Genomic DNA, 15,620 nt, shown 5'->3' with positions numbered 1-15,620 from the left:
ACGACCGCAACAACGCAAGGATGACCTTCGCCACCCTGGTCGATCACGTCCCCGTGCTCAATACCCATGTCCATGTGATGAATACCGCCCTAATCCCTGAAAAAGCCGCCGAAGCCTACGCCGCCGTCCTGCATACATATTTCACCGCAGATGGCCCCACCTTCGACCTGGTCCTCAACGGCATGGGCGAGGATTGACACACTCTTTAGCTTTTCCCCCGACAACCCGTTATCCACGAAGAAACCGCATGGGTAAAGGCCTACTACCTGGAAGCCCAGAAAATGTACCGGATAACGCTGACCGCTCCCCTGGTCAACCGGGCCCACCGCGTCGCGTTCCTGACATTCGGTGCAAACAAGGCGCATGCGCTCCGCGAAGTCCTCAAGGGTGAGCGGAACGTCGATCTTTACCCCTCCCAGATCATTCAACCGATCGACGGGGAGCTCCACTGGTTCGTGGATGCGGCGGCCGCGGCAGGGCTCTGAGATTTTGGGAAAACCGTACATTGCGAAATGATAAAAAGCATACAACTTGCCCGCGCCCTTGCCGCCCTGTCCGTAGTATTTTATCATTACCACCTGTACGGATTCAATATCGGCGACTTCGGTGTGGACATTTTTTTTGTCATTAGCGGATTTATCATCGCCTACATGGTCAATAAAACGACCGACCGTTTCGCGCTGAAACGCATCGTCCGGGTGGCGCCGCTGTACTACATCGCTACGTGTATCACTATTGTCCTGGCCCTGCTGAGGCCCTCCATGTTCAAAAGCGTCGTCGTCACCGGAGGCGCCATAGTGAAGTCCTTCCTGTTCATACCTTACGCCATCAAGGACAGCGGTCCCATCCTTTCCCTGGGGTGGACGCTCAATTACGAGATGTTTTTTTACCTGGCCATGTTCCTTTGCATCCTTTTCTTTAGGGACAAAAAAAGAAACCTCGTCCCCGCCTGCGGAGGCGTTCTTATCCTCTTCCTGGGCATTTTGACCGCAACGGGAACGGACAGCTTTATCCTTCTTTTTTATAAAAACGGGCAGCTCCCGGAGTTTATATATGGGTTGGGGTTGTATTACGTAATGACCTATTATAAGAGCAAAAGGATAGCGTCCGCGGATTACCTGATGACCGCCCTTGGCTTTTTCGCTCTCGTTTTCATGGTATATGCGCAGGCGACGGGTCGGTTCACCGGGCTTTCCCGGAATATCCGGCTGGGGATTCCCTCCCTCCTGTTCGTCAACGGGCTCCTGGCGCTGGAGAACAAGATCAACCAAGACAACCATTTGATAAAGTGGGGATTAAAGCTTGGAGATGCCAGTTACGCCATGTATCTGTTCCATCCTTTTATCATCTTTGCCCTTTTGAGGCTGGTATACCCGAAGCTGGGCCATAACGGCAGCCTGCTTCTCAACCTGGCCGAGGTCGTAGTCGCCCTTGCCGCCGTTTGTTTGTGCAGCGTATGGTTATACGATTATCTGGACAAACCCATCAACGACCTGCTGAAAAGGCGCAAAACACCCGGTTCCCCGTCAAGTCATAAGCCTTTACCCTCTTATGGGGGATAAAAGAGAAGGGGCCTCGACCGGGGTGATAACCGGCGAGGCCCCAACGTTTGCTATATATTACCCATGTCCAGATGGCGAAGGGAGGGTACGGAGCGGCTTTTGCCCGGAGGGCTCGTCACCGCCATGTTCATAAAGCCCGGAAGACCCGAAAAACCCGGGGGGCCGACGGACCCTACAGCGGATAACGCTGGTCTTCGAGGAGGCGGGCGGCGATCCTGCGGCGGGCGTCTTTCGTATTGAAGGCAGCAGTTTTGGTGAAGCGCTTGATACCCAGTAACATCATCCGTTGCTCGTCCCCGTCCGCGAAGGCATTGATCGCGTCCTTTCCCCATTTGTTCAGCGCATCGGCGGCGTCGGCCAGGTATACTCTTAGGACATCCGTTTCGTACCCAACTGCTGCTTCGCCTTTCAAAGATTGTAGCTTGAGGACCCGGAAAAGGGCGCTTTCGGCGGCAAAGGTGGTGATGGCCATGTCGGCTATGTTCATCAATATCTCCTGTTCCTTGTCCAGGGTCATCATCAGTTTCTGGACGGCCGCCCCAGCGGTCATGAGGATGGCCTTTTTGAAATTGGCGATCACCTTATGCTCGGCCGCCAGGGGGGTACCACTGTCGTCGGAGGAAAAATCGGGGATGGATAGCAGCTCCTTCTGCACGGCCATGGCCGGGGCCATCAGGTCCAGGCGGCCCTTCATGGCGCGCTTGAGAACCATGTCCACGGTCAGTAGCCGGTTGATCTCGTTGGTACCCTCGTAGATCCGGTTGATACGGCTGTCGCGGTAAGCCTTGGAGATAATGTATTCGTCGCTGTAACCGTTACCGCCGTGTATCTGCACCCCTTCGTCCACGATGTAGTCGAGGGCTTCGCTGCCCAGGACCTTGAGGATGGCGCACTCGATGGCGTATTCTTCAGCGGCGCCGAGCACGGCTTCATTAAAAGGTTTGCCGCCGGCCGCCATTTCCCGTTCCTTTTCGTCGATCCAGTGGGCCGTGCGATAGAGGGCGGTTTCGGTCACCCAGGCCTTGATGGCCATTTCGGCCAGCTTATATTGGATCGCGCCGAATTTCGCGATGGGTTGCTTGAACTGCTCCCGCGTAGCCGCGTATTCAATACAGGTTGTGATGGCCCGTTTGCCTCCGCCGAGAGTTGCCGCGCATAGCTTCAGCCGGCCGACGTTCAGGATGTTGAAGGCGATGATGTGCCCCTTGCCGATTTCTCCGAGGACGTTTTCCACCGGGACCTTACAGTCCTGGAAATAGAGTTGGACGGTAGAGGAACCCTTGATGCCCATCTTGTGCTCCTCGGGACCTTGCGTAAAACCCTCGAAGCCGCGCTCGACGATAAATGCGGTGAACTGGGTGCCGTCCACCTTTGCAAAAACGGTGTACACGTCCGCAAATCCCCCGTTGGTGATCCAGCACTTCTGCCCGTTAAGGAGGTAATATTTCCCATCGGGGCTGAGCGTGGCCGTGGTCTTGGCGCCCAGGGCGTCGCTCCCGCTGCCGGGCTCGGTCAGGCCGTAGGAGCCTTTCCATTCGCCGGTCGCCAGTTTGGTGACGTACTTCTGCTTTTGGGCATCGGTGCCGAAGTACAGGATGGGCAGCGTACCGATCCCGGTGTGCGCCGCTATCGCCACGGAAAAGGAAAAGCCGCCGCCGAGGGCTTCGTTGACCAGGGTCGACGTGATAAAGTCCTTACCGAGGCCGCCGAGGTTTTCCGGGATGGCGGTGCCCAGGAGGCCCTGCTCTCCCGCCTTTTCCACCAGCGAAGGCATGAGCCCGGGTTCCATGGCGTCGATGCGCTGGACGATGGGCAGGACTTCAGCGTCCAGGAACGCCGCACACATATCCTTGACCATGCGCTGCTCTTCGTTGAAGTCTTCGGGAATGAAAGCGTCTTCCGGCCGGCTTTCGCGAATCAGCCATTCGCCGCCCTTAAAGGCGATCTTTTCAGCGGGGTTTGTTGCCGTATTCATAAAAAAGGTTATTTCAGGTTATCGTAAACACGCTGCAGCACGACCTTACAGATCTCGATCTCGTCCAGGGTAACGCCCTCCAGCGCCTCATTCACCGTCTGGTTCGCCACGTCCATCGACTGGTCCTGGAGCTTGCGCGCGAAGTCCGTGAGGTGGATCAGGTTGATTCGGCGATCCTCCTTGGATGGCACGCGGCGTACCAGCTTGAGCCGCTCCAGGTTGTCCACGAGCCGCGTGATCGAAGGCTTGTCCCGGAAGGTCGCATTGCACAGCTCCTGCTGGCTTTGCCCGTCCTGCTTCCAGAGGTGGTACAGCACGCTCCATTGCTCGATGGTGATGTCGACACCCGCCTGTTTAAAATTCTTTTGTAGACGGCGGGCCACCGCAATCGATGCTTTTCCCGTTATAAAGCTGTAGAGTTCTCCTGGTTTAAATTGGTTGTTAGACATACCGTTAGTTAAACAACTAATTCCAAGGTACGTAAAATAGTTGAAAAAAAATACCTTTGTGGATATGCCAAATATCAATTGGACCGATAGTTTCAATTTGTTGTCCAAGCTAACCCCGAAAAGGGCCCTGAATGCGGCGAAGGTGTTTTCCAGCTACTTTATCAGCAAATGGACGGGCCGGCCGGTGCAATGGGGCTATCCGATCTCCCTATCCTTTGAACCGACCACGTCCTGCAACCTTCGCTGTCCCGAATGCCCCAGCGGGCTGAGGGCGTTTACCCGGCCGACCGGGATGCTCAAAAAGGATTTTTTCCGGGAGACCATCGACCAGGTCCATAAAGAGCTCCTTTACCTGATATTTTATTTCCAGGGGGAGCCGTACCTGAACCGCGAATTCCTGGACATGGTCAAATACGCGTCCGATAAGGGCATCTACACGGCTACCTCCACCAACGCCCACTACCTCACCGACGAAAACGCCCGGAAAACCGTGGAAAGCGGTCTGGACCGTTTGATCATCTCCATCGACGGCACCACCCAGGACGTATACGAGCAATACCGCGTGGGCGGAAAGCTGGACAAGGTGCTCGAGGGTGCGCGCAACATCGTCAAGTGGAAAAAGGAGCTCAATAGCAATACGCCCTTCGTTTTTTTCCAATTCCTCGTGGTCAAGCCCAACGAACACCAGATCGAGGACGTGAAGCGCCTGGCCGCTGAAGTGGGCGTGGACGAGGTGCGTTTCAAGACGGCGCAGATATACGATTACGAGCATGGCAACGAGCTGATCCCGACCCTGGACAAATTCAGCCGCTACCGCCAGAAGGACGACGGTACCTATTCCATCAAAAGCGGGCTGTCCAACCACTGCTGGAAGCTCTGGCACGCCAACGTCATTACCTGGGACGGCCTGGTGGTGCCCTGTTGCTTCGACAAGGACGCCATGCACCAGCTGGGCAACCTGAAGATGCAAAGCTTCAAGGAGGTCTGGCACAACGAAAATTACAAACAGTTCCGGCGGGAGTTGATGACCAGCCGCAAAAACATAGACATCTGCGCCAACTGTAGCGAGGGCACAAAAGTTTGGGGATGATTGCAGCCGCCACCGCCGCGCGTCTGCGCGGACAACACGAAGTATTATACCTGCTCCTGCCGGGGGACCGACCGCTGCGGGAAAGGCCCTCCCCCGATACCTGGAGCCTCCTGGAAAACGCCGCCCACCTGGCGGCCTACCAAAAGATGTTTGCCCGGCGCGTGGAGCGGATACTCGCGGAGGACGAACCCGCGTTTGCCGCCTATGTCGGCGACAACGATCCCTATTTCCTGGCGGCGCGGGAAGAATCCGCCGCCGACCTGTTGGTGGACCTGTCCGCCGACCGGCTCTACCTCTATGACTGGATTACCTCCCTGGGGGACGACCCGCTTTCCCGGACCGCGGTCCATCCGAAATACGGCCGCCGGACACTGGCCATGTGGACCGAGTTTTTCCTGCTCCATGAAGCCCATCACCTATACACAATGTGGAAACTGAATCAATGAGCCTAGAGAAAGACATCCATCAGCACGCTAAATTCACCAGCGAGCGCCACAAAGCCCTGGTAAACCTTATCTACACCTACAACTGGACCGTCGAACGCCTCAAGCATTGTCTCGACGAAGAGGACGTCACGCTGCAGCAGTTCAACATCCTGCGCATCCTCAGGGGCAGCAAGGAGCCCCTGTCCACGCTCCAGATCCGGGAACGTATGCTGGACAAGATGAGCGACACCAGCCGCCTGGTGGACAGGCTGGTGCTCAAGGGTCTGGCGCGGAAAAAGGTCGCGGCGACCGACAAACGCCTGGTCGACGTCACCATCACCCCGAAGGGGCAACAGCTGCTGGACCGCCTTGACAAGCACTCCAGGGAAATGGACGGCATACTTTCTGCGTTGACTATTCCCGAATGCAAAACACTCAATAATTTATTGGATAAACTACGTGGCTAAAGATGAAAGGTGTATGCTCCCTGTTTATATTGTCGCTCGTCGCGACGGTTGCGCTGTCTCAGCCGAAGTATGAACTCCGCGCGGCGTGGATCGCCTCGGTGGAACACATCGACTGGCCCAGCCAGGCGGCGGTCGGTAATGTAGCGTTGCAAAAACAGGAGTTTATCGACCTCCTCGACATGGACCAGCGCAATGGCCTGAACGCGGTGGTGGTCCAGATCCGTCCGACCGCGGACGCCTTCTACCCCTCCCCCCTGGAACCCTGGAGCGTCTGGCTGACCGGCAAGCAGGGCGTACCCCCGGAGCCGTACTACGACCCGCTCGCCTTTATGATAGAAGAGACGCACAAACGCGGGATGGAGTTCCACGCCTGGATCAACCCCTACCGGGCGCTGTACAACAGCCGCCGGGACGTCGCCTCGCCCACGCACATCACGCGTATACACCCGGAATGGTTCCTCGTTTATGATAATACCACGCTTTTCAACCCCGGCATACCCGCGGTCTGGGACTACGTCACCAATGTAATCCGGTATATCGTGCGGCACTACGACATCGACGCCATCCATTTCGACGATTACTTTTACCCGTATAAAACCAAGGGTGAATACTTCGCCGACGACTACGCCTATTCCCAATATAACCGGGGGCTGGATAAGGAGACCTGGAGGCGGAGCAACGTAGACAGCCTTATCGTCCGGGTGTCCAAGGCGATCAAGGATGAAAAACCCACTTGTCAGTTCGGGATCAGCCCCTACGGCGTCTGGCGTAACCTGAGCAAAGACCCCGATGGCAGCGATACCCACTCCGCCCAGACCGACTACGACGACCTCTACGCAAACATCCTTCTATGGCTGCAAAAGGGGTGGATCGACTACGTCTGTCCCCAGCTGTACTGGGAGCGCACCCACCGCGTGCTCCCCTACGACCTTTTACTGGACTGGTGGTCCACCCACACGTACGGACGGCAGCTCTTTATTGGCCTGGGTATCTATAAAGCCGGCGTCAACCCCGCCTGGAGAAACCCCCACGAGCTCCCCGATCAGATCCGCCTGGCCCGTGCCGCTTCCGACGGCGTGATCTATTTCAGCAACCAGAACTTCGCCCACAACCCCCTCGGCTGGAGTGACAGCCTGCGGTACGACTTCTATAAATACCCCGCGCTGGCCCCACCCATGCGCTGGATCGATTCGATCGCCCCTTCGCCACCCCTCGTCGCCACCGCCCGCGCCGGCGACAGCGTCCACATCATCCTTAGCGCCTCCAGCGCGAAGCCGCTGCGGCTCTTTGTCGTGTACCGGTATCTGCCCGGAGATACCTCCACCGCGCTGGACCCGGAGCACATGTATAAGCTGCTCCCGGTTATCAACCAGCAGGCTTCACTGACGTTACCGATCGAGAAAGGCGCGCGGCTGCACGGCGGCCTTGGCGCTCGTACCGCCGATGACGACGAGCGCACCCGCTGGTCCGTCACATCTTACAGCACGACCCACCTGGAGAGCGCGCCCGCGGCCTTCTTTGCCGCGCCGCCGCCGGGACTTTAAATTCCGATTTTATCGGTCCACGACCCATTAGGACCGGCGTGACGCGAGCGGGACCCTTGCCCCTTTTTTCTATACCTTTGGGCTCAAAACCGATAACATATGCCAGGGTTTGAATTTTTTGGAGCCGAAGAGCGGAAGGAAGTAAACGATGTCCTCGAAACGGGCATCCTGATGCGCTATGGCTTCGACGGCCCCCGGAAGGGAATGTGGAAGGCGAAGGAATTGGAAAAAACGCTGTCCGATCGTCTCGGGTGCGCCTATGCGCAGCTGACATCCAGCGGCACCACCGCGTTGACCACGGCCATGGCCGCCCTGGGCATCGGCGCCGGTGACGAGGTCATCATGCCGTCGTTCACCTTTGTCGCCAGCGTGGAGGCCGTGCTGAGCGTTGGCGCCGTCCCCGTTGTGGCGGACGTGGATGAAACCCTGACCCTGCGGCCGGATTCCGTCCGGGCCGCCATCACACCCCGTACCAAGTGCATTATGCCGGTCCATATGTGTGGTAGCATGGCCGACCTGGAAGCCCTCCTGGCGATCTGCAAACAACACAACCTCCTCCTCCTGGAAGACGCCTGTCAAAGCACCGGCGCCACCTGGCGCGGCCGGTCGCTGGGGACCGTCGGAAACGCGGGTACCCTCTCCTTCGACTTCGTCAAAACGGTAACCTGCGGCGAAGGCGGCGCCGTTCTGACCAACGACCAGTATGTCTTCGAAAAGTGCGACCAGTTCACCGACCACGGGCACGACCATAAAGGCGTGGACCGGGGCGCCGACGAACATCCATACCTGGGGTATAATTTCCGCATTTCAGAACTGCACGCCGCCGTCGGACTTGCCCAGCTGCGCAAGCTCGACCGGTTCCTGGAGATCCAACGCAGGAATCAGCAGGCCTTGCACGCGATCCTGGCGACGGTTCCCGAAATCACCTTCCGCACCGTCCCCGATCCAGCCGGCGACAGCGGCACCTTCCTGAGCTGGTTCCTCCCCACCGCCGACATTACCCAAGCCGTCGTCGAGGGTTTCCGTGCCGCCGGCATCCTCCCCGGCAATTTCTACTGGTTCAACAACAACTGGCACTACGTCCGTAAATGGCACCACCTCAAAGAAGGCCATTCCCTCTACGCGCTTTCCCCCGAGCAACTCGACGCCATGGAGGTTATCCGCCACCAGGACTTCTCCGTCTCCGATGCGGTCATGTCGCGGTGCATCTCCACGGCGATTTCGCTGTCATGGACTGATGCGCAGCTACAGGAAAAAGGCGCCGCGATGGTTTCGGTTATTCAATCGGTGCTCTCCCGCGCAGGCGCGACGGCTTAAACTTCTACAATTCCTCCGCGGCCGCCGCATCCACGAACCAGTGGAGCTCCCCGTCGATCGGTTGAATGATCTGGGAGGGGTAAAGATCGACGTTCCGCTCACCCTTGAGGACTTCGCGGAGCGCATGCGCCTTGTTTGCACCAAATGTCAGGAACGCGACGCGGTGGGCCCGGTTGACCAGGGGAGCGGTCAGCGTTATCCGGTACATTTTCTGGGCTTCCAGGTAGTAGGCCTTTACCCATGCGGTTTCTTCGTGGATAACCGGTTGTCCGGGGAAAAGCGAAAGAGTGTGTCCGTCCTCGCCCATGCCGTTGAGGACCAGGTCGAAGGTGGGGCCATCTGCGGTGAAATATGTATGCAGGATGGCGGCGTAGGCTTCGGCGGCTTTTTCAGGGATTAGGGCGGTATTCATCACATGGACATGGGTATTGAGCACGTGGACGTGATCGACCAGGGTGGCGAAGGTCATCCTGGCGTTGTTGCGGTCGTCCTCGAAAGGGACAGCGCGCTCGTCGCCCCAGAAGAGGTGCACCCTGGACCAGTCGATCCGGCTCCGGAAGGGCTCGGCGGCCAGCAGCGAATAGAGCTCCTTGGGAGAGTTGCCCCCCGTGAGGCACCAGGTGTAACGGTCGGAAGTTTTGAGGGTAGTTTCGATATGGGCGGTGATCCATTCGGCCAGTTGGCGGGAGACTTCCGGTGGGGTTGCGTATACGTGTACTTCCATATGGCTAGTTTTATGGCTGGTTGACCGACAGGGTCGCCCAGTTGTGTCCATCGCGGGCGATTAACGCTTCCGCGTCTTCTGGACCCCAGGAGTTGGGGACGTAGTTCGGGAAGTCGACCGGGGGACGGGTCTGCCAGGTTTCGAGGATGGGGGTGATCACCTTCCAGGCGGCTTCGACCTGGTCGGCGCGCATAAAAAGGGTGGGGTTGCCTTCCATGACGTCCAACAGGAGCGTCTCGTAGGCTTCGGGCTCGTGGCTTTGGATCTCCTTGTCGTACTTGTAGATCATGTCGACGGGGTCGAGGCTCATGGTCTGACCCAGGCGTTTGGCCTGGAAGCGGACGCGGATGTCCATTTCCGGGGATACCGTGATAGTGAGCCGGTTTGGGCGCCAGGTTTCAGCGGCTTCCGGGGGAAAGGCATAGTGGGGCGCCGGGCGGAAGTGGATGCTGATGACGGTCATCTTTTCCCGGAGCCGTTTGCCGGTGCGGACATAGAACGGGACGTCCTGCCAGCGCCAGTTGTCGATGTAGAACTTGACAGCGGCGAAGGTCTCGGTATTGGAATTTTTGTCCACGCTTTCTTCCTGGCGGTAGCCTGGCACCTTTTCACCCTTCATCCAGCCCTCGGCGTATTGGCCGCGGACCGCGACGCTGTGCACGTCCTCGGCGTTGATCCGACGGATGGCGTTGAGCACGTCCACCTTCTTATTACGGATTTCGTTGGCGTCGAAACTTACGGGGGCTTCCATCGCCACCATACACATGATCTGCAGGATGTGGTTCTGGACCATATCGCGGAGGGCGCCGGAGGTCTCGTAGTAACCGCCCCGGCCTTCCACGCCTACGGTTTCGGCGGCGGTTATCTGGACGTGCTCGATGTAGTTCCGATTCCAGACGGGCTCGAAAAGCGCGTTGGCAAAACGCAGCGCGAGTATGTTCTGAACCGTTTCCTTACCCAGGTAGTGGTCGATGCGGTAGATCTGGTCTTCGCTGAACAGGTTGGTCAGCAACACATTCAAATCATGGGCGCTTTGGAGATCGTGACCGAAGGGTTTTTCAACGACGATACGGGTGCATTTTTTGTCCCCGCAAAGGTCCACCTTGGCGAGCTTGGTAGCGATGTCGGGTACCAGCTGGGGCGCTACGGCCAGGTAAAAAAGGACGTTCGGGTGGGAGCCCCATTCACTTTCCTTTTTGCGGGCGATACCGGAGATGCCGTCATAGGAGGCGTCTTTTTCGGCGTCCATCCGGAGGTAAGACACGTTTTTGGAGAATTCGGCCCACTTGCCGTTCTGTTCTCCCTTGCGGCGGGAGAACTGCTGGATACCCTCCAGCAGGCGTTCACGGTAGGATTCGTCCGTGAAGTCTTTGCGACCGATACCGACGATGGCGAACTTTTCGGGCATCCAGTCGTCGATGTACAGGTTGTATAGTGCGGGGATTAATTTACGGAAGTTGAGGTCACCGCTGCCACCGAAGATAAAGATGAGGGTGGCTGACGGGCGTTTATTGTTTTGCATACAAACGGTTTATTATTGGGGTTGCCATTCGCTGTGAAACGTGCCGGGCCGGTCGATGCGCTGATAGGTGTGTGCGCCGAAGTAGTCCCGTTGGGCTTGTATGAGGTTGGTGGGCAGCCAGGCGCTCCGGTAGGCGTCGAAGTAGGACAAGGCTGCGGTAAGACCGGCAACCGGGATGCCGGCGCCGATCGCGCGCTGCAGCAGGCTGCGGGTGTTTGCCACCAGCGGGTTCACCAGCGCGGCGATGTTCTTGTCCAGGAGGAGGTTGCTCAGCTTGGGATCGGCGGTATAGGCCTTGTAGAGGGGATCGAGGAGCACCGAGCGGATGATACAACCGCCCCGCCATACGCGGACGACCTTTTCCAGCGGGATTTCCATGGCCCACTCGGAGGATGCCTTTTGAAGCTGGGCCATGCCCTGGACATAGCTCAATATGGTACCGAAGTTGAGGGCGTCGTGGACGAGGGATTCGAGGTCCCCGGAAGAATCGGACGAGGTATCGCCCAGCTTATGGTCTGCGGAGGGATAGAGCTTTGCCGCTTCCGTGCGTTCGTCCTTGAAGGCCGACAGGGTGCGAAGTGTCACCGCGGTATCGATCACGGGAATCGGCACCGGCAGATCGAGGGCATCCTGGGACGTCCACTTACCCGTACCCTTGGCGCCCGCTTTGTCGAGGATCATGTCCACCAGGCGGGTGGAAGTAAGGTCGTCGTTCTTTATGAAGACGTCGGCGGTTATCTCGATCAGGAAGGACTTCATGTCCCCCTTGTCCCATTTGGCGAACAGCGTGTGCAACTGGTCGTTCGTATAGCCCGCCCCCAGTTTGAGGACGCCATATATTTCGCTGATCAATTGCATGATCGCGTATTCGATGCCATTGTGCACCATTTTAACATAGTGACCAGCAGCGCCTACACCCAGGTAATCCACGCAGGGCTCGCCGTTGACCTTTGCGGAGACCGCGGTCAGGATGGGCGCTACCTTTTCATACGCGTCCTTGTCGCCGCCGGGCATGATGGAGGGACCCGTCCGGGCGCCGTGCTCGCCCCCGGAAACGCCTACTCCCATAAAGTGGAAACCCTTGTCCGCCATGTATTTCAGACGACGCTGGGTGTCGGTGTAATGGGAGTTGCCGCCGTCGATGACGATGTCGTCCTTGTCGAGCAACGGGATCAATTCTTCCAGTACGTCGTCCACCGGTTTGCCCGCCGGTACGAGCATCATCAGCCGGCGCGGCTTTTCCAATTGATCCAACATTTCCTTGAGCGTGCTGACGCCCTTTACGTTCTTACCCTGACCGGCGGCGGCTTCCAGGGCCTGACCCTTGGTCTGGTCTTTGTCAAAGCCGATGACGGAGAACCCGTGGTCGGCCATATTCAACAGGAGATTGCGGCCCATGACGCCGAGGCCGATCATGCCGAAATGATACGATTGTGTTGCCATGCGTTAGAAATGAGGTAACAAACCTACGTCAATTTGCGCTTTTAAATGTATTATCTTTGCTCTATGAGCGAGAGTGTTACAGTGGCTTCAGGTCCTCAACTTACCCCCAAGGACTTCGCCACCGATCAGGAAGTGCGTTGGTGCCCCGGTTGTGGGGATTATTCCATCCTGGCACAAGTACAGAAAATAATGCCGACGTTGGGCATTGCCCGTGAGAACATCGTGATTGTCTCCGGGATAGGTTGTTCGAGCCGTTTTCCTTATTATATGAACACCTATGGCATGCACTCGATCCACGGACGGGCGACTGCCATCGCCAGCGGGCTTAAGGCAACGCGGCCGGAATTGAGCGTATGGATCGTCACGGGCGACGGTGACGGCCTGAGCATCGGTGGCAACCACACCATCCACCTGCTCCGCCGGAACTTCAACGTTAACGTGATGTTGTTCAACAACCAGATATACGGGTTGACCAAGGGACAGTATTCGCCCACGTCGGAGACGAACAAGGTCACCAAGTCTACGCCCATGGGCTCGATCGACCACCCGTTCAACCCCCTGGCGCTTGCCCTGGGGGCGGACGCCACGTTCATTGCCCGGAGCATGGACCGCGACCCCAAACACCTGCAGCAAATGCTCGTCAGGAGTCACGCCCATAAGGGCGCGTCCCTGCTGGAAATATACCAGAACTGTAACATCTTCAACGACGGCGCCTTCGAGATTTTCACCGAAAAAGGCACCAAGGCAGCCCAGACGCTCTTCCTCGAACAGGGCAAACCGCTTGTTTTCGACGGGGGTAAAAAAGGCATCCGGCTGGACGGCTTCCGTCCGGTGGTCGCCGACCTCGAGGGCGGTTCCTACAGCGCGGATGATTGCTGGGTCCACGACGAGCGTGACTTCTATAAGGCGCAAACCCTGGTCCGCATGTTCGACGATCCTTCGATCGAAGGACACCTCCCCCGCCCTTTCGGCGTGTTCTATCAAACCGATCGCGCCTGCTACGAGGACTCGCTCCAGCTTCAGATCGACGAGGCCCGGTCCACCCGGGGTGCCGGCGACCTCGATAAGCTGCTCCGCGGGAAGGAGACCTGGGAGATTGTGGCGTAACGTTTTAGCAAGGAATTTTTTCCAGATAGGGGCCGGCAAATGCTGGCCTTTTTTTGTGCCCCAAAGCGGTGAGCCTAGCGGCACGCGAGCCCTGTTGGCGACCGCCATTTTAAAGCGGCGAAGCATATGCCTCCGACAGGGGCGGGTTGCCAACGCCGGTGTTTTCGCCGCAAATACTGCGGCGGTGCAAAATAAGTAGATGGTACTGAGGTATATACAAAAAAATTGGCCCCAATAGACATCGGGGCCTCTTTGCTTACCTCTGAAACCACAAAATGAACTTGTGATGTACCGATAAAACGACAAAAACCGTGCAGAAATGATCTTGCTGCGCGGTTTTTCACTTTTTTTTTAGATAATCAATCGGAAGATTACTGGAACCCCGCTGTGTCCAATGCCCTATCGGCCTCCCGAAGGACGCGCTCCTTTTTATATTCGTACCACCACATGGGAGCCGTCTTTTTCATAAGGGTATCGATGTTCCGCATACCCACCAGATTCCAGGCGCCCTTGATCTTACCGGTCAAAGTGTGATTGATCGCCCTGAGACTCATAGCAAAACCACTATCCAAATACTCCATATGGTGCCAATATCCGGCGGGCATGAACAGGGTTTCGCCGTGCTCGAGGATCACTTCGTAACCCCTGGCCAGCTTGATAGCGGGGAAGCGACCATAGTCGGGCGTGCCATTGTGATCGTAATAGTGGCTGAAGTCAGCCATACTCAATACCTCGAAGGGCTTGCGGTAGAGCTTATGCTGTTCTCCGTATGGGAACAGCAGTACGCGTTTGCGGCCAACGAACTGGGTATGCAGGATATGCGACAAGTCGATGTCGAAATGCATGTGCGTGATCGAGGTCGCGCCACCCACAAACAACATGGGATACTTTTTGACAAAACCCTTCATCAGCTGTTCCGGCCAGGTAAAGTCCTGGGTCAGCTCCGGAGCATGATCGAAGATGTTGAACAAGAAGATCCTCCACCCCGCGGGGCCCTGGCTGATCATGTCGATATACTCCCCGAATGTTTTGTAATCGTCCGCCTTGTTGACCGGGGTAAAGGCATCGCTTTTGATGTTATTATAAATGCCAACGTTCTTGTCCCCGACCAGTTGTTTGAAATATGCCCAGTTCCACTTATCCCTGGCCGGCCAGGTCTTTGATAAATCAGTTATCACTACCGGCCTGGACGTTTCATAGTAGCGATCCCTGAACTCCTCCGAGTCTATGGAGGACACTTTTTCAACAGGTTGCAGCAACATTCATGCTCTTTTAGGAACCTCAAAATTAGCATTAAAAAATTGTTACCCGCTCCTTTGGTGTAAATTGTGCGACCATGCTCCTCCACGTCCATCCTGACAATCCCCAACCCAGAGCCTTGAAAACTATAGCCGAAAGCCTGGCGGATGGGGGGATCATCGTCTACCCTACGGACACCATCTATGGGTTGGGTTGTGACATCTTTCAACACAAGGCCATCGAACGGATTTGCCGGATCAAGCACATAGACCCCGCCAAGGCCCAGCTTTCTTTTGTGTGTTACGACCTTAGCGACCTCAGCCGGTATACCAAAAGCATCGACACCCCGCTGTACCGGTTGTTGAAAAGCTATCTACCGGGGCCGTATACCTTTATCCTCCCCGCCAGCAAGGAGGTGCCCCGTATATTAAAGAGCAAAAAAGATACGATAGGTTTAAGGGTGCCCGACAACAATATTGCCCGGGAGATCGTCCGGACGCTCGGTCACCCTATCCTCAGCACTTCCCTCCCGGGCGAGATGGTCGAAGAATATACCGATCCTGAATTGATCTATGAGAACTTCGGCAACCAGGTCGACCTGGTCGTTGATGGCGGAACAGGTGGGATGGTGGCGTCCACTATAATAGACTGTACGCAGGACGAGTTACGGGTGATTCGCCAGGGTTTGGGGCCGTGGCCGGAGGTCACGGGGTAGCTTTCCCCTTTACACGTTGTTGATTTTTTTACACAGAGCTG

Annotated in this window: 14 protein-coding genes and 1 pseudogene; 9 read left to right on the top strand and 6 right to left on the bottom strand. The window is 57.0% G+C overall.

Features of this window, described 5'->3' with window-relative positions:
- The first annotated feature begins 20 nt into the window (after positions 1–20).
- Both VL547_RS22175 and VL547_RS22170 read left to right on the top strand, forming a co-directional pair.
- Positions 21–485: pseudogene (locus tag VL547_RS22175) on the top strand (6-phosphogluconolactonase).
- 27 nt (positions 486–512) lie between these two features.
- The gene (locus VL547_RS22170) at positions 513–1,562 is read left to right on the top strand and encodes an acyltransferase (protein WP_325582094.1); all 1,050 of its coding nucleotides are present in this window, start codon (positions 513–515) and stop codon (positions 1,560–1,562) included.
- A gap of 172 nt (positions 1,563–1,734) precedes the next feature.
- Here VL547_RS22170 and VL547_RS22165 read toward each other — a convergent pair whose 3' ends face one another.
- Complete coding sequence (locus VL547_RS22165; RefSeq protein WP_325582093.1) at positions 1,735–3,537, bottom strand: acyl-CoA dehydrogenase family protein; 1,803 nt, start codon at positions 3,535–3,537, stop codon at positions 1,735–1,737.
- A gap of 8 nt (positions 3,538–3,545) precedes the next feature.
- Entirely contained in the window at positions 3,546–3,986 is a 441-nt protein-coding gene (locus VL547_RS22160) for a MarR family transcriptional regulator (RefSeq protein WP_325582092.1), read from the bottom strand.
- Positions 3,987–4,050: 64 nt separating this feature from the next.
- On the opposite strand from VL547_RS22160, the gene VL547_RS22155 reads away from it, so the two are divergent.
- The 5 genes from VL547_RS22155 (at position 4,051) to VL547_RS22135 (ending at position 8,829) form a co-directional block, all read left to right on the top strand.
- Entirely contained in the window at positions 4,051–5,076 is a 1,026-nt protein-coding gene (locus VL547_RS22155; protein WP_325582091.1) for a radical SAM/SPASM domain-containing protein, read from the top strand.
- Complete coding sequence (locus VL547_RS22150) at positions 5,073–5,522, top strand: DinB family protein (RefSeq protein WP_325582090.1); 450 nt, start codon at positions 5,073–5,075, stop codon at positions 5,520–5,522. Before VL547_RS22155 ends, VL547_RS22150 begins: the two co-directional genes overlap by 4 nt.
- Positions 5,519–5,968, top strand: a complete 450-nt coding sequence (locus VL547_RS22145; protein ID WP_325582089.1) for a MarR family winged helix-turn-helix transcriptional regulator — start codon at positions 5,519–5,521, stop codon at positions 5,966–5,968. The genes VL547_RS22150 and VL547_RS22145 overlap by 4 nt, the downstream gene beginning before the upstream one ends.
- Before the next feature lie 2 nt (positions 5,969–5,970).
- Complete coding sequence (locus VL547_RS22140; protein ID WP_325582088.1) at positions 5,971–7,512, top strand: glycoside hydrolase family 10 protein; 1,542 nt, start codon at positions 5,971–5,973, stop codon at positions 7,510–7,512.
- A gap of 99 nt (positions 7,513–7,611) precedes the next feature.
- Positions 7,612–8,829 carry a DegT/DnrJ/EryC1/StrS family aminotransferase gene (locus VL547_RS22135; RefSeq protein WP_325582087.1) on the top strand — a complete coding sequence of 406 codons (1,218 nt, stop codon included), beginning with the start codon at positions 7,612–7,614 and terminating at the stop codon, positions 8,827–8,829.
- Between the two features lie 4 nt (positions 8,830–8,833).
- Here VL547_RS22135 and pgl read toward each other — a convergent pair whose 3' ends face one another.
- The 3 genes from pgl to gndA are packed head-to-tail and all read right to left on the bottom strand — an operon-like array spanning position 8,834 to position 12,518.
- Positions 8,834–9,553: a 6-phosphogluconolactonase gene (gene pgl, locus VL547_RS22130; RefSeq protein WP_325582086.1), complete on the bottom strand. Its 720-nt coding sequence runs from the start codon at positions 9,551–9,553 to the stop codon at positions 8,834–8,836.
- 10 nt (positions 9,554–9,563) lie between these two features.
- Positions 9,564–11,075 carry a glucose-6-phosphate dehydrogenase gene (gene zwf / locus VL547_RS22125; RefSeq protein WP_325582085.1) on the bottom strand — a complete coding sequence of 504 codons (1,512 nt, stop codon included), beginning with the start codon at positions 11,073–11,075 and terminating at the stop codon, positions 9,564–9,566.
- 12 nt (positions 11,076–11,087) lie between these two features.
- The gene (gndA, locus tag VL547_RS22120; protein WP_325582084.1) at positions 11,088–12,518 is read right to left on the bottom strand and encodes an NADP-dependent phosphogluconate dehydrogenase; all 1,431 of its coding nucleotides are present in this window, start codon (positions 12,516–12,518) and stop codon (positions 11,088–11,090) included.
- Between the two features lie 63 nt (positions 12,519–12,581).
- Here gndA and VL547_RS22115 point away from each other — a divergent pair, with 63 nt between their 5' ends.
- Positions 12,582–13,625, top strand: a complete 1,044-nt coding sequence (locus VL547_RS22115; protein WP_325582083.1) for a 2-oxoacid:ferredoxin oxidoreductase subunit beta — start codon at positions 12,582–12,584, stop codon at positions 13,623–13,625.
- A gap of 371 nt (positions 13,626–13,996) precedes the next feature.
- On the opposite strand, the gene VL547_RS22110 is transcribed toward VL547_RS22115, so the two are convergent.
- Positions 13,997–14,887, bottom strand: a complete 891-nt coding sequence (locus VL547_RS22110) for a cupin-like domain-containing protein (RefSeq protein ID WP_325582082.1) — start codon at positions 14,885–14,887, stop codon at positions 13,997–13,999.
- A gap of 74 nt (positions 14,888–14,961) precedes the next feature.
- On the opposite strand from VL547_RS22110, the gene VL547_RS22105 reads away from it, so the two are divergent.
- Positions 14,962–15,579 (top strand): L-threonylcarbamoyladenylate synthase, encoded by a 618-nt coding sequence (locus VL547_RS22105; RefSeq protein ID WP_325582081.1) that lies wholly within the window; start codon positions 14,962–14,964, stop codon positions 15,577–15,579.
- Positions 15,580–15,620 lie beyond the last annotated feature (41 nt).

This window comes from Dinghuibacter sp. (assembly GCF_035492835.1).
GTDB lineage: Bacteria > Bacteroidota > Bacteroidia > Chitinophagales > Chitinophagaceae > Dinghuibacter.
Note: the sequence above shows the minus strand (reverse complement) of the source record. Positions and strands in the feature narration are given on the sequence as shown.